The sequence below is a fragment of the Halosimplex marinum genome (assembly GCF_051414075.1).
In the GTDB taxonomy this organism is placed as follows: domain Archaea; phylum Halobacteriota; class Halobacteria; order Halobacteriales; family Haloarculaceae; genus Halosimplex; species Halosimplex marinum.
Genome location: NZ_JBLKNY010000005.1, coordinates 475,686 through 488,939 on the forward strand (window position 1 = coordinate 475,686; position 13,254 = coordinate 488,939).

General features: G+C 70.7%; 13 protein-coding genes. 7 read left to right on the forward strand and 6 right to left on the reverse strand.

Annotation, left to right across the window (positions count from 1 at the left end; all coding sequences use genetic code 11):
• The first annotated feature begins 15 nt into the window (after positions 1–15).
• Genes ACMGFI_RS15815 through ACMGFI_RS15830 form a run of 4 tightly spaced genes read left to right on the forward strand, consistent with a single transcriptional unit; the run spans position 16 to position 4,421 of the window.
• A complete protein-coding gene (locus tag ACMGFI_RS15815) occupies positions 16–1,290 on the forward strand; it encodes a branched-chain amino acid ABC transporter permease (protein ID WP_436910794.1) in 1,275 nt (424 codons plus the stop codon).
• On the forward strand, positions 1,287–2,690 hold the full coding sequence (locus ACMGFI_RS15820; protein WP_436910795.1) for a branched-chain amino acid ABC transporter permease: 1,404 nt from the start codon (positions 1,287–1,289) through the stop codon (positions 2,688–2,690). Before ACMGFI_RS15815 ends, ACMGFI_RS15820 begins: the two co-directional genes overlap by 4 nt.
• Positions 2,683–3,600: an ABC transporter ATP-binding protein gene (locus ACMGFI_RS15825; protein WP_436910796.1), complete on the forward strand. Its 918-nt coding sequence runs from the start codon at positions 2,683–2,685 to the stop codon at positions 3,598–3,600. Before ACMGFI_RS15820 ends, ACMGFI_RS15825 begins: the two co-directional genes overlap by 8 nt.
• Complete coding sequence (locus ACMGFI_RS15830; RefSeq protein WP_436910797.1) at positions 3,597–4,421, forward strand: ABC transporter ATP-binding protein; 825 nt, start codon at positions 3,597–3,599, stop codon at positions 4,419–4,421. Before ACMGFI_RS15825 ends, ACMGFI_RS15830 begins: the two co-directional genes overlap by 4 nt.
• A gap of 24 nt (positions 4,422–4,445) precedes the next feature.
• On the opposite strand, the gene ACMGFI_RS15835 is transcribed toward ACMGFI_RS15830, so the two are convergent.
• The 4 genes from ACMGFI_RS15835 to ACMGFI_RS15850 all read right to left on the reverse strand — a co-directional run bounded on the left by ACMGFI_RS15835 (position 4,446) and on the right by ACMGFI_RS15850 (position 8,123).
• Positions 4,446–5,822: an ABC transporter substrate-binding protein gene (locus ACMGFI_RS15835; protein WP_436910798.1), complete on the reverse strand. Its 1,377-nt coding sequence runs from the start codon at positions 5,820–5,822 to the stop codon at positions 4,446–4,448.
• 229 nt (positions 5,823–6,051) lie between these two features.
• Positions 6,052–6,642 (reverse strand): CBS domain-containing protein, encoded by a 591-nt coding sequence (locus ACMGFI_RS15840; RefSeq protein ID WP_436910799.1) that lies wholly within the window; start codon positions 6,640–6,642, stop codon positions 6,052–6,054.
• 110 nt (positions 6,643–6,752) lie between these two features.
• Positions 6,753–7,541, reverse strand: coding sequence for a GTP cyclohydrolase III (locus ACMGFI_RS15845; protein WP_436910800.1), 789 nt, complete (start codon positions 7,539–7,541; stop codon positions 6,753–6,755).
• A gap of 153 nt (positions 7,542–7,694) precedes the next feature.
• Positions 7,695–8,123: a DUF7344 domain-containing protein gene (locus ACMGFI_RS15850; protein ID WP_436910801.1), complete on the reverse strand. Its 429-nt coding sequence runs from the start codon at positions 8,121–8,123 to the stop codon at positions 7,695–7,697.
• 174 nt (positions 8,124–8,297) lie between these two features.
• On the opposite strand from ACMGFI_RS15850, the gene glmU reads away from it, so the two are divergent.
• The 3 genes from glmU to ACMGFI_RS15865 all read left to right on the forward strand — a co-directional run bounded on the left by glmU (position 8,298) and on the right by ACMGFI_RS15865 (position 11,348).
• Positions 8,298–9,482, forward strand: a complete 1,185-nt coding sequence (gene glmU, locus ACMGFI_RS15855; protein ID WP_436910802.1) for a bifunctional sugar-1-phosphate nucleotidylyltransferase/acetyltransferase — start codon at positions 8,298–8,300, stop codon at positions 9,480–9,482.
• Between the two features lie 126 nt (positions 9,483–9,608).
• Positions 9,609–9,791, forward strand: a complete 183-nt coding sequence (locus ACMGFI_RS15860; RefSeq protein WP_436910803.1) for a DUF7576 family protein — start codon at positions 9,609–9,611, stop codon at positions 9,789–9,791.
• Positions 9,792–10,106: 315 nt separating this feature from the next.
• A complete protein-coding gene (locus ACMGFI_RS15865) occupies positions 10,107–11,348 on the forward strand; it encodes a mandelate racemase/muconate lactonizing enzyme family protein (RefSeq protein ID WP_436910804.1) in 1,242 nt (413 codons plus the stop codon).
• 190 nt (positions 11,349–11,538) lie between these two features.
• On the opposite strand, the gene ACMGFI_RS15870 is transcribed toward ACMGFI_RS15865, so the two are convergent.
• Together ACMGFI_RS15870 and ACMGFI_RS15875 are read right to left on the reverse strand one after the other, a co-directional pair.
• Positions 11,539–12,177 carry an NUDIX hydrolase gene (locus tag ACMGFI_RS15870; RefSeq protein ID WP_436910805.1) on the reverse strand — a complete coding sequence of 213 codons (639 nt, stop codon included), beginning with the start codon at positions 12,175–12,177 and terminating at the stop codon, positions 11,539–11,541.
• Between the two features lie 45 nt (positions 12,178–12,222).
• The gene (locus tag ACMGFI_RS15875) at positions 12,223–13,137 is read right to left on the reverse strand and encodes a hypothetical protein (protein WP_436910806.1); all 915 of its coding nucleotides are present in this window, start codon (positions 13,135–13,137) and stop codon (positions 12,223–12,225) included.
• Between the last annotated feature and the right edge of the window lie 117 nt (positions 13,138–13,254).

Genomic DNA, 13,254 nt, shown 5'->3' on the forward strand with positions numbered 1-13,254 from the left:
CGCCGGAGTCGAGCCATGGCAGCCGCTGAGCGCGTCACCGCCCTCAGGCTGGAGGTCGCCGAGCGGCCGAAGACGGCGCTGTTCGGCCTGTTCCTCGTCGGCCTCGGCGTCGACCTCCTCCTGAAGGTACTCGGGGTCGAGGTGGCGGTCGGGTCCGTCAAGCTCTTCGGCGGGACCCTCGGCGCGAGCCGGCTGGTGACGCTCGTCTGGGACGGGATCGTCGTCGGCCTGGGGATCGGACTGGCGGGGATCGGTCTGTCGATGACCTACAGCATCCTGGGCTTCGCCAACTTCGCCCACGGCGACTACATCACGACCGGCGCGTTCGCCGGCTGGGCCGTCGCGTGGTTGCTGGCCGGGCTGGGAGCCGGCGTCCTCGACGGCAACGTCCTGTTCCTGGCGACGCTCGGGTTCGGTCCGGAGGGACCGAGCGCCGCGGACCTGACCGTCAACGCGGTGGGCAACCCGCTGGCGGTGGTCGCCGGGCTCGTCGTCGCCGTCGCCGCGACGGTCGCCCTCTCGCTCGCCCTCGACCGGCTGGTGTTCCGGCCGATGCGCGACCAGAGCGGGATCGCCGTGCTGATCGCGAGCATCGGCGTCGCGCTGGCCCTGCGGTACCTGATCGTCTTCTTCTTCGGCGCGACCAACCGCGGGCTGACCGCCGGCGGGCCGAAGCTGATCCTCGCCGGCGTGCGCGGCAGGCTCGCGCTCGCGACCGAGCGGTCGACGATCATCCTCGCCGGGAACGGCAACGTCCCGAGCGACGCCTTCTACGTCGAACTCCCGGGCCCGTCGTTCGGGAGCTACACCGCCGAGATCCTCTCGGTCACCAGCGCCGAGGCGACGCTGGTCGTCACGTCGCTCGCGCTGATGTACGCGCTGCACGTCACGCTCCAGCGGACGAAACTCGGCAAGGCGATGCGCGCGATGGCCGACAACGAGGACCTTGCGCGCGTGACCGGGATCCCGACCGAGCGGGTCGTCCGCGCGACGTGGATCATCGGGGGCGGCCTCGCCGGCGCCGCCGGTTTCCTGATGGCGCTCGAACGGGGGACGGTCGCGTACAACCTCGGGTGGGTGTTGCTCCTGCTCATCTTCGCCGCGGTCATCCTCGGCGGCATCGGCTCGATCTACGGCGCGATGGTCGGCGGCCTGCTCATCGGCCTCACCCAGTCGGTCTCGCTTGTCTGGATCCCGTCGTCGTTCTCGACGGCCGCCGCGTTCGCCATCATGATCCTCGTGCTGGTGATACGGCCGGACGGCCTCTTCGGGGGGGTGACGACCGCATGAGCGGGACCGACGGAGCGTCGGGCACGGGAACAGATATCCTCGACCGGCTCCGCGCCGAACTGCGCGAGGGCGACGCCGGGCTGATCGCCCTCGTCACGGCCGGCATCTACGTGCTGTTCACGATATTCGCCATCCTCGGCCCCTCACGGGGCGTGGGCGGCGTCGTCGCCGCGCTCCAGGCGGTCACGTTCTGGACGGCGCTGTACGCGATGCTCGTCCTCGCCCTCAACCTCCACTGGGGCTACGCCGGGCTGTTCAACATCGGCGTCGCGGGCTTCATGGCGGTCGGCGTCTACACGTTCGCCGCGATCACGGCCCCGACCGGCGGGAGCCCGCCGGGGCTGGGACTCCCGCTGTGGGTCGGCGTCGTCGGCGGAATGGTGATGGCCGCCGTCGCCGGCGCCGTCGTCTCCCTGCCGGCGCTGCGCCTGCGGGCGGACTACCTCGCCATCGTCACCGTCGCGTTCTCGGAGATCGTCCGCCTCACACTTCTGTCGACGACGTTCCAGCAGTTCACGCTGTTCGCGAACGTGCCGTTCCTCCCGGAGGTGCCGCTGGGCACCGGCGCGGGCCGCGGGATCAACATCCCGATCAACCCGACGATCCCGGTCAAGTCGCTGTTCTACACGAACCCGATGAACCCCGCGAGCGGGGGCCGGACGGCGCTGGGCGACGCGGTCATCTCGGCGTTCGGCGCCGTCGGCGTCAGGGAGACCGTCGTCGTCTCGCTGGCGTACACCGTCGTCCTGCTCGGGTTCGTCGCCCTCTTCTACTGGCTGCTCCGCCGGATCGGCAACTCGCCGTTCGGGCGGGTCCTGAAGGCGATCCGGGAGGACGAACTCGTCGCCAACTCGCTGGGCAAGGACACCCGGCTGTTCAAGGTGAAGGTGTTCATGGTCGGCTGCGCGCTGATGGGACTCGGCGGGATCCTCTGGGAGACCCAGAAGGGGTTCACCGACCCCACCTCGACGACGTTCATGCCGATCCAGACGTTCTACATCTTCATCGCGCTGATGATCGGCGGCGCGGGCTCGAACACCGGGAGCGTCCTCGGCGGCGGGCTGTTCGCCAGCCTCCTGTTCCTCGGGCCCCAGTACGTCAGCCGCATCTTCACGAAGTACTTCGTCTCCGGCGAGGCGCCGACGACCATGGTCGCCGCGTTAGAGCCGCTCGGGGCGGCCGACCCGGGACCGCTGTTCGCCTACACGCTGCAGAACGTCTCCGCGCTCCGGTTCGTCCTCGTCGGCGTCGTCCTGATACTGCTGATGCAGTTCCGCCCGACCGGCCTGCTGGGCCACCGCAAGGAGGTCGCAGCGAGCGTCGACCTCTCCGACCGGGGCGGTCGGCCCGGGACGAAAGGGGCGCGGCCGGCCGCCGACGGGGGTGACAGCGATGAGTGACGACCGACCGACGGCCGAAACGGCGGAAACTGCGGAGGCGTCCGGCGCGACCGCGTCGGAGACAGCGGAAACCGCCGCCGACGCCGACGAAGCCGAGTCCGTCGCCACGGAGGGCGCCGAGCGCGACGGGCTCGACCCGGCTGACGCCTCGCTGGTCGTCGAGGACCTCACGAAGCGCTTCGGCGGCATCGACGCCGTCGACGAGGCCTCCTTCTCCGTCGAACGCGGCAGCCTGACGGGACTCATCGGTCCCAACGGGGCGGGCAAGTCGACGACGTTCAACCTGGTCACGGGCGTCCACGACCCCGACGGCGGCCGGGTCACGTTCGAGGGGCGGGACATCACCGGCTACCGGACCGCCGAGATCGCCGAGGAGGGACTCGTTCGAACGTTCCAGATCGCCCGCGAACTGGAGGAGATGACGGTGCTGGAGAACCTGATGCTCGCCCCCCGGGGCCAGTCGGGCGAGAAGCTGGTCAACGCGGTCGCGCCCGGCCTGCGCGGGCGGGTCCGCGAGGAGGAACGGGAGCTGCGCGAGGAGGTGTGGGAGACGCTGGAGCTGTTCGAGATCGACCACCTCGCCGAGGAGTACGCGGGCAACCTCAGCGGCGGCCAGCGGAAGCTGCTGGAGCTCGCGCGGGCGCTGATGGTCGACCCGTCGATGCTGCTGCTCGACGAGCCGTTCGCCGGCGTCAACCCGACGCTGGAGGAGAAGCTGCTCGACCGCGTCCACGAGCTGCGCGAGGAGGGGCTGACCTTCCTGCTGGTCGAACACGACATGGACCTCATCATGGAACACTGCGAACACGTCATCGTCATGCACCAGGGGCGGGTCCTCGCCGAGGGCGCGCCCGCGGAGATTCGCTCGAACGAACGCGTGGTCGACGCCTACCTGGGGGACGAGATATGAGCGGCGCCGGGGACCGCGGTGACGGCGCCGCGACGGACGGGTCGACCGACCCGCTCGTCGGGTCGGGTGCGAGCGACGTGACGGCCACCAGCGCGGAGGAGGCGGCGACGCTCGACGACCCGCTGCTGGCGGTCAGGGGGCTCGACGCGGGCTACGGCGACCTCCAGATCCTGACGGACGTGGACCTGGACGTGGGCGACGGCGAGTACGTCACCGTCGTCGGCCCGAACGGCGCGGGCAAGTCGACGGTCATGAAATCGGTCTTCGGGCTGACGAACGTCTTCAGCGGGTCGGTCACCTTCGACGGCGCGGACATCACCGACGAGCCGCCGGAGTCGATGGTCCACCACGGCCTGGGGTACGTCCCCCAGAGCGAGAACGTCTTCGCGGGCCTGTCGGTCCGGGAGAACCTGGAGATGGGCGCGTACGTCCGCGACGAGTTCCCGGACGACGCGCTGGAGGCCGTCTACGACCGCTTCCCGATCCTCGCGGAGCGCGAGGACCAGCGCGCCGGGTCGCTGTCGGGCGGCCAGCAGCAGATGCTCGCGATGGGCCGGGCGCTGATGCTCGACCCCGACCTGCTGTTGCTCGACGAGCCCTCGGCGGGGCTCGCACCGGACCTCGTGGACGATCTGTTCGACCGCATCGACGCCATCAACGAGGCGGGGACGGCGGTCCTGATGGTCGAACAGAACGCGAAGGAGGCGCTGCGCCGGTGCGACCGCGGGTACGTCCTCGTCCAGGGCGAGAACCGCTTCGTCGACTCCGGCGAGGCGTTGCTGGCCGACGAGAGCGTGCGCCAGCAGTTCCTCGGCGGGTGACCGAATCCAGAAGGGGTCTCCGCCTCAGGCGGAGTAGTCGATGTTCTCGATGACCTCGAAGCCGCCCTCCTGATAGCGGTAGTACTGGTAGGTGGCGGCGGCGATGTCGCCCACGTCGTCGAACTCGATGGCGCTGGAGGCGCCCTGGTAGTTGATCTCGGTGCCGTTGGCGGCCATCTCCAGCCCCTCCGCGAGGTTCTCCGGCGTGACGGTCTCGCCGCCCTCGTTGGCGACCGCCTGCATCTGGTCGCGGATCGCCTCGCCGCTGTTCTCGCCGGCCGCGGCGTTGGCGAGCGCGAGCACGGCGACCGCGTCGAACGACTGCCCGGTGAACGGGCTCTCCGAGGGGTCGCTGTCGTAGGCCTCCTGGTAGAGCGAGTCGAACGTCTCCCGGCCGGGCCCCGTCGAGGTCGGGGCGGTCCCCCAGACGTTGCGCATCGAGTTGCCCACGTCGCCCGGCAGGCTCCCGCTCTGGAGGCCGTCCGGGACGATGATGTCGCAGAAGTCCTGGGAGTAGTCGTTGTAGAAGTCCCGGAAGATCCTGACGCCGCTGTCGGGGTAGCCGACGATCATCAGGAGGTCCGGCTGGTCCTGCAGCGCGGAACTCAGCTGGGAGGTGTACGAGGAGGCGCCCGGCTCGAAGCTGACCTCCTGCTGGACCGTGCCGCCGGCGTCCTCCCAGGCGGAGACGTAGGCGTCGGCCAGCCCCTGCCCGTAGTCGTTGTTCAGCGCGAGCGTCGCCGTCGTCGACGCCTCCAGGCGCTCGCGACCGATCTGGGTCATCACCTCCGCCTGGAGCGCGTCCGTCGGAGTCGTCCGGTAGAGGTAGCCGTTGTCCTCCAGGTCGGTGATCGCCGGCGACGTGCTCGCGGGCGAACACTGCACGACGCCGTTCGGGACCGTCACGTTGTTGGCCGTCTGGATGGTCACCGTCGAGGACAGCGCGCCGGCGATCATCGGATACCCCGACGAGACGAGCGACTCGGCGGCCGAGATACCCGTGTTCGGGTCCGTCGCGGTGTCCTCGAACTGGTAGTCGACCGTGAACGCGTCGCTCTCCTCGTCCATGTAGTCGGCCGCCAGCTCCGCGGCCTGGCGGATCGGCGGACCGAGGTCCGACAGCTGGCCGGTCACGCCCATCAGGATCCCGAGCCGGATCGTCCGCGACGCCGCGCCGTCACCGCCGTCGCCCTCGGCGGTCTCCGTGTCGCCCTCCGCCGCCGTCGGCGTCTCGGTCGGGGTGGCGGTCGACATATCCTCGCCGTCGCCGCCGTCACCGCCGTCACCCTCGTCACCCTCTGTCGGCGTGTCCTCGCCGGCCTGTGCGCACCCCGCCAGGCCCGCGACACCCGCGACTCCGAGTCCCTTGAGCACCTTCCGTCTCCGTATCTTGCGAGACATCTCACCACGTTCCTTGTCAACCAGTCACTATAAAGGTGTCCCACAAACTGTCACGTTCCCGTCGCAATACGACCGCCGTGACGCGTCGCTTCAGGTTGCGAGAGCGCGCAAAACCGGACGGTCGATCTGGGGGCTCCGTTCGTGACAGGATGCGCTCACGAAACCTCGGCTTACTTCGCGACGGGTCCACAGCGGGATCCCGCGTCGGTCTCGACGAGAGGCGGGCGAGTCAGATATCGCGACAGTCCGGACAGAGCAGCTGCCCGTTGAACGTCGAGAGCTCGCGGGAGAGCGACCCGCAGGCCTCGCACAGCGACTGGTCCTCGAAGCGGGACTCGCCGCCGCGGTCCGCCGCCGGTTCCGACGCCGACTCGCCGCGCCCCGCGGTGACGCCCGCGACGGCCCGCTCGCGGTCGGTCGCGGCCGGATCGGCCGCGGTCCGCGCGAACGGCGAGGCGGTCAGCAGGTCGCGCTCGGTCAGCATCCCCAGGGGCTCGCCGCCCTCGGAGACGAGCGCCCGCTGGGTCGATCCCGCGGACAGCTCGTCGGCCGCCTCGGCGACGGTCATCTCGGGCGAGACGGTCGGCACGGCGTCGGTCATCGCCTCCGCGGCGGTCGGCGTCTCCCCGTCGGCCCCGACGAGCGCCGCGAGCGCGTCCCGCTCGGTGACGACCCCGACCGGGTCCGCTCCCCGCAGGACGACGGCGCTGTCGACCCCCTCCGCCAGCATCAACTCGGCCGTCTCCCGGAGGTCGTCGCCCTCGCTGACCCCGACGAACTCGCGGTCCATCACCTCCCGGACGCTCGCGTCTCGTTTCATGTGCGGACGTTTACCACACTCCGTCTAAAAGCTACCTACACCACGCTTAAGACGCTACGCGGCGTATCTCGCCGGGCGCCTCCCGCGCGGTCGGACCCCGGATCGCGCGCTCAGGCCGAGGGGCCGCTCCCGTCGGTCGCCCAGTCGACGTGTACGTCCTCCCCGGTCGCGCGGCACTCCTCGAGCGCGTGCTTGGCCGCCATCCCCGCCTCCTGGGCGAGCTCCCCGCGGCCGACGCCGACCTTGAGTTCCACGTCGACCGCGTCCCGGACGTGGTCGACCGCGTCCTGGTAGTCGGCGGGGTCCATCTCGGAGCAGACCGCGATGACGTTGTCGCCGCCGACGAAGAACGACAGCGAGTCGTACGCGCGGCGCATGTAGCGCATCAGCTCGGCGTAGCCCTGTTCGATGCGGATGAACGTGTCGAACTCGTTGAGTTCGTCGGTGTACTTGCCGGTCGCGTCGTTCACGTCGAAGTGGGCGATCTGCAGGTCCTCGTCGGTCCGGAACTGTTCGTCGATGGTACGCCCGCGCAGGATCTCCCGGCGGGACTTGTCCTGGGCGCTTCCCGCCTCCTGGAGGGCCTCCGTGGCCGTGCCGAGCGCCTCGGCGGGCGTCGTCCCCGTGGCGACGCTGAGGCTCATCGTCACCGGGTAGCGGTTGCCGACCGACTCCTGGATGAGCGCGTGGTCGTCCTCGTCGAGGCCGTTGGTGACGGCGATCATGTTGTCGAACCGCGAGAAGAAGACGTAGCCGCCGCGGTTGCCGACCAGCTGCGAGAGGTCGGCGTAGAGCCGCGACTGCAGGGTCTGGAGGTCGACTTCCCGGCGGGGCTCGGGCGTGACGGTCCAGGGACCGTAGTTGTCGATCTGGACGTGTGTTACCTGCGTGTTCGTCACAGTACCCGCCGGTTGGGTAGCTGCCTGTATTGGTCTTTCCGTTCGACCCGACGGACGACCGGCGTCGTCGGACCGCCAGTCCGGGCCCGCGTTCGACGGTCACCCGGCGCCCGCCGGTCCGGGCCGGTGCTCGACGGTGATCCCGCCCGCCGGTCACTCCGGGACCACCGGCTCGTCGGATCCCTCGCCCGCGTCGGCGTCCCCGCCGATCAGCCGCGGGTCGTCGGTCGACAGCTCGACGGTGCCGACCAGCGAGTCGTAGCTGACGACGCCGGTGGCGGTCAGTTTCGGCAGGTGTTCCTGGAACAGCTCCGCCCGGGCCGCGTCGACCGCGTCGGCCGGCACGTCCGGGGGGTCCTCGTCGCGCTCCGCGGCGACCGCCTCGCGGGCCAGGTCCGACACCGGGACCGGCTCGTCCCGCTCGACGAGACGGGCGAGCGCGCGACGCCGGAACTCGTCACCGCGCAGGTCCGCGACGACCGACTCGGGCAGCCGCCCGTCGCCGCCCACGCCCGGCTCGCCCCCGTCGGCCGCCGCTGTTCGCTCCCCGATACCCCCCTGGCCGCCGTCGGATCGTGCCATGGTCGCTGGGTCTCAGACGTACGCCCCGCTCGCTTTAGTATGTGTCGAGATACCACACAGCATACACTCGGCGAGTAGATCGGTCTCCCACGTCGTTATACGGCGCCTGAATCGACGTGTCTCCGATACACGGTGCGACACCACTATGGGCCGGCCGGGCGACCGGCCGGGTACATGCAAGTCGTCCTGCTGACGGCCGGAGAGGGAACCCGGATGCGTCCCCTGACGGAGTCGCTGCCCAAGCCGATGCTGCCGGTCGCCGACCGGCCGCTGGTCGCCCACGGCGCGGACGCGGCGGTCGACGCCGGCGCGTCGGAGCTGGTCCTCGTGGTGGGCTACGAGGCCGACGCGGTCCGGGCGTACTTCGGCGACGAGTACCGCGGCGTCCCCGTCGAGTACGCCGTCCAGGCGGAGCAACTCGGGACCGCTCACGCCGTCGACTGCGCGCGCGAGCACCTCGAAGGGCCGTTCGTCGTCCTCAACGGCGACGACCTCTACGACCGCGCGAGCGTCGCGGCGCTGCTCGACGCCGACGGGCCCGCCGTCGGCACCTACCGCGTCGACGACCCGACCAGCTACGGCGTCTTCGAGGTCGAAGACGGCGTCGTCACCGGCATCGTCGAGAAGCCGGCGGATCCGCCCACCGACCTGGTCAACGTCGGCGCCTACCGCTTCCCCGCCGAGGCCCGCGAGTGGCTCGACGTGCCCGTGAGCGAGCGCGGCGAACACGAGATCACCGACGTGCTCTCGCGGGTCATCGACGAGCGCTCGGTCCGGACCGTCGAGGTCGAGCGCTGGCTGGGCTGTGGCCGCCCCTGGGAACTGCTCGAAGCGAACGAGTGGAAACTCGCCGAACTCGACCGCGACCTCCGGGGCGAGGTCCACGAGTCGGCCGACCTCCGCGGCGACGTGGTCGTCGAGGAGGGGGCGACCGTCGACGCCGGCGTCGTCGTCGAGGGGCCGGCGCTGATCCGCGAGGGCGCCGAGGTCGGGCCGAATGCGTACGTCCGCGGGGCGACGCTCCTCGCGGAGGACACCCACGTCGGCAACGCCGTCGAGGTCAAAAACAGCGTAGTGATGGGGGGGACGCACGTCCCCCACCACTCCTACGTCGGCGACAGCGTGCTGGGTCGGGACGTGAACTTCGGCGCGGGGACGAAGGTGGCGAACCTCCGCCACGACGGCGGCGACGTGTACTTCACCGTCAAGGGCGACCGCGTCTCGACGGGCCGCCGGAAGTTCGGCGTCGTCGCCGGCGACGGCGCCAAGACCGGGATCAACACGAGCCTCAACCCCGGCGTGAAACTCTCCGCCGGCGCGACGACGGCGCCCGGCGAGTCCGTCACCCGCGACCGCTGACGGCGACCGTCCGCACGCGGACGGGCCACCGGTGAGCACTCCCGGCCGTCACCACGGCGGCCCGTCTCCGGTCGCCCGGCGTCGATGTATGCGGTTAAGTGGGTCCGTACACACGGGTCGGACACGATGGTCGACCCCACGTCCGATCTCAACGAAGACGTATCCGAGGAGGAGGCGCCGACGTGCGCCGTCTGCGGCGAGGCCCTGGTACAGGACCCCGACCACAGGGTCGTCACGCGCGTCGACGACGGCCAGGTGGAGACGACGCACTTCTGCAGCGACGCCCACCGCGAGGAGTGGACCGGCTGACCCGTCGGATTCTGTCTACCGTTCTAAACCGGATAGCGGCCGACTGCAACACGTGGTCGGAATGGGTAGCGACCGTGCTGGTCGCCGGCGACGTGGACAACTGACCCCTGGGCTGCGTACGCTCCGCCCGGCCGTCCGGCCGTCCGACGCCGTGGCTGTTCTGAGCGCTCGACCCGGTGGCACGGCCGTTCCGGTCGACCGACGGCGGCACGCGCGTTCCGTTCGGCCGACCCGGTGCCCGCCCCGTTTCGGAGAGCCGAACGCTTCGGCCGCGTTTCCTCCACACTTTAGTAGGGGCCACAAGTAGCCGCCGGCATGGGACGCGACTACAGAGACCTCCACGACCCGAACGCGGAGTACACGATGCGGGAGCTGTCCGCGGAGACGATGGGCGCCACCGCGAAGCGCGGCGGCGGCCGAGACGTGGAGATCACGGACGTACAGACGACGATGGTCGACGGGAACTTCCCGTGGACGCTCGTCCGGGTCTACACCGACGCCGGGCTCGTCGGCACCGGCGAGGCCTACTGGGGCGCGGGCATCCCCGAACTCATCGAGCGAATGACGCCGTTCCTCATCGGCGAAAACCCCCTCGATATCGACCGCCTCTACGAACACCTCATCCAGAAGATGTCCGGCGAGGGTTCCGTCGAGGGCGTCACCGTCTCGGCCATCTCCGGCATCGACGTGGCGCTGCACGACCTGGCCGGCAAGATCATCGAGGTGCCCGCCTACCAGCTGCTCGGCGGCAAGTACCGCGACCGGATGCGCGTCTACTGCGACTGCCACACCGAGGAGGAGGCCGACCCCGACGCCTGCGCCGACGAGGCCGAGCGCGTCGTCGAGGAACTCGGCTACGACGCCCTGAAGTTCGACCTCGACGTGCCCTCCGGCCACGAGAAGGACCGCGCCAACCGCCACCTCCGACCCGGCGAGGTCCGCCACAAGGCCGAGATCGTCGAGACGGTGACCGAGCGCGTCAAGGACCGCGCCGACGTGGCCTTCGACTGCCACTGGACGTTCTCCGCCAACTCCGCCGAGCGCCTGGCCGAGGCCATCGACGACTACGACGTGTGGTGGCTCGAAGACCCCGTCCCGCCGGAGAACCTCGAAGTGCAGGAGAAGGTGACCGACTCGACGACCACCCCCATCACCGTCGGGGAGAACCGCTACCGGGTCACCGAGCACCGCCGGCTCATCGAGGAGCAGGCCGTCGACATCGTCGCGCCGGACATGCCGAAGATCGGCGGGATGCGCGAGACGCGGAAGATCGCCGACGTGGCCAACCAGTACTACGTCCCCGTGGCGATGCACAACGTCTCCTCGCCCGTCGGGACGATCGCCAGCGCCCACGTCGGCGCGAGCGTCCCCAACTCGCTGGCCGTCGAGTACCACTCCTACGAACTCGACTGGTGGGAGGACCTGGTCGAGGAGGACGGCCTCATCGAGGACGGCTACATGAAGGTCCCCGAGGAGCCCGGCCTCGGCGTCACGCTCGACCTGGACACCGTCGAGGACCACATGGTCGAGGGCGAGACGCTGTTTGACGAGGCGTAGCCGAAGTCAAGCTCGAAAATCTTCGATTTTCGGTGTTCGACGAAGCGCCCTGAGCTTCGTCGAGCCGACGGACCGTCGGTCCGACTCGTTCGACGAAGCGTACGCTTCGATTCGATTCGTTCGACGCCCGATCGATCGGACGACCGCAGTAATTCGGCGCGGACGGCCCCCGAGAACGACGGGCCGTTTCTCAGTCGAGGAAGTACCGCACGAGCGCGTCGTGACCCGGTGCCACGTCGTCGGGGACCGCGTCGAACCAGTCGAGGTTGGGGTTCGAGGCGATGGGGCCGACGCCGGGGCCGCCCGGCGGCCCGCTGGGGCCGCCCGCTGGCGGGCCCTGACCCTCCGGGGCCTCCTCGCCGTCCGGGGCTTTCTTCCCGTCGGGACCGACGCCCGGCGGCGGGCCGCCGGGGCCCATACCGCCCGGGCCGCCCATCGCGGGGACCAGCGAGGCCGCGAACGCGACCGTGTAGCCGACGACGCTCTCCTCGCCGCCCTCCGCGCGTGTCTCCGTGCGGATCACCAGTTCGGGCCGTTCGATCTGGACGGGGAAGCTCAGTTCGTCCTCGCTCCAGCGGTCGGCGGCGACCGCCCAGTCCTCGTCGGCGCCGACCGGCCCGTTCGGGAGCGTCCACCCGTCGACCCACTCGGAGTCGACCAGCAGCAGCCGGTCCCGGTCGTCGGTGACCGCGACGACGACCATGCCGCTCTGGTTCTCCGCGCTCTCGACGGCCTGCTCGAACTCCTCGGCGTCGACGACCTGCTCCTGCTCGCGGAAGTCGACCTCCGGTTCGTCCCGGAGCGCCTCGGGGTCCCTGACGTTGACCATGCCACCACTCGGGGGGCTCCGGTTGTAAAGACTGGCGCCATCCGTTCACACCTCGACGACGGCGAAGTCGTAACCCACCCGCTCGCGGACGGTCTCGATCCCCTCGACCGCCCGCCGGAAGTCGTCAGCGTCGGTGAACGACAGCCGCCGCGGCGGGTCCTCCGGTCCGTCGAGACGGGCGACGGTCCACGCGAACGCCCGCAACAGCCCGCGAAGCACCCGACTGGGCTCGCGCTCGACGCGCTCGCCGACGGGCTCCCAGTCGACGACGAGGTCGCGGCGGTCGCGGTCGACGGCGACGCGGCGAACGTGTTCCAGCGAGACGCCCGAACCGGGCTCGAAGCGGAGCGCCCGGTGGTTCAGTTCGCCGCCGGGCCAGGTCGCGACCGGCCCCGTCGGGACCACGGCACAGGGCAGGTCGGCGAGGCGCTCGCGCACCCGGTCGGGGAACGCGGGTAGTTCCGCCGCGTCGAGTTCGAACAGCGAGTGGTGCGGGACCGACCGGTAGATCGGCCGCCCGCCGCGGCGGACCTCGACCCGCTGTACGTCCCAGCGGCGCCAGTGCGCTGCGCCGAGCGGGCCGTCGGTCTCGGGATTCGCGACCGTCAGAGCGCGCACCAGCGCGTCGCCCATCTCTGGGAGCGTCGCCCGCCACGTCGGTCCACCGAACCCGGGGTCCGCCCCGTCGTCACCCCGGTCGGGTTCTGCGTCGTCCGCCCGGTCGCGGTCCGCGTCGTCGTCCACGCGGTCGAGTCGCCCGTCGAGTATCCGCTGTGTGTGGGGACTCCGGTCGCTCACGTCGTCGGTCGCCATCGTCAGGAACGCCCGATCGCCGAACTCGCAGGCGACGGCGACCAGGCGCGTGTCGGCCGCGACCTCGTCGGCGAGGTCGCCCGTGGAGACGATCTCGTGAGTCGGATCCCAGTCGGTCCCGCCCCCCGCCTCCTCGTCGGTTGTCATCGACAGGGCGTATCCCCGGCAGGTCGATAGGTCTTCGGCCGGTGTGTGGCGGCGTCCCGCGCTCGCCGACGGGCCGGCCACCGAAACGTTCTCGTCGGGGGCGGCCGCGCCCCAGGG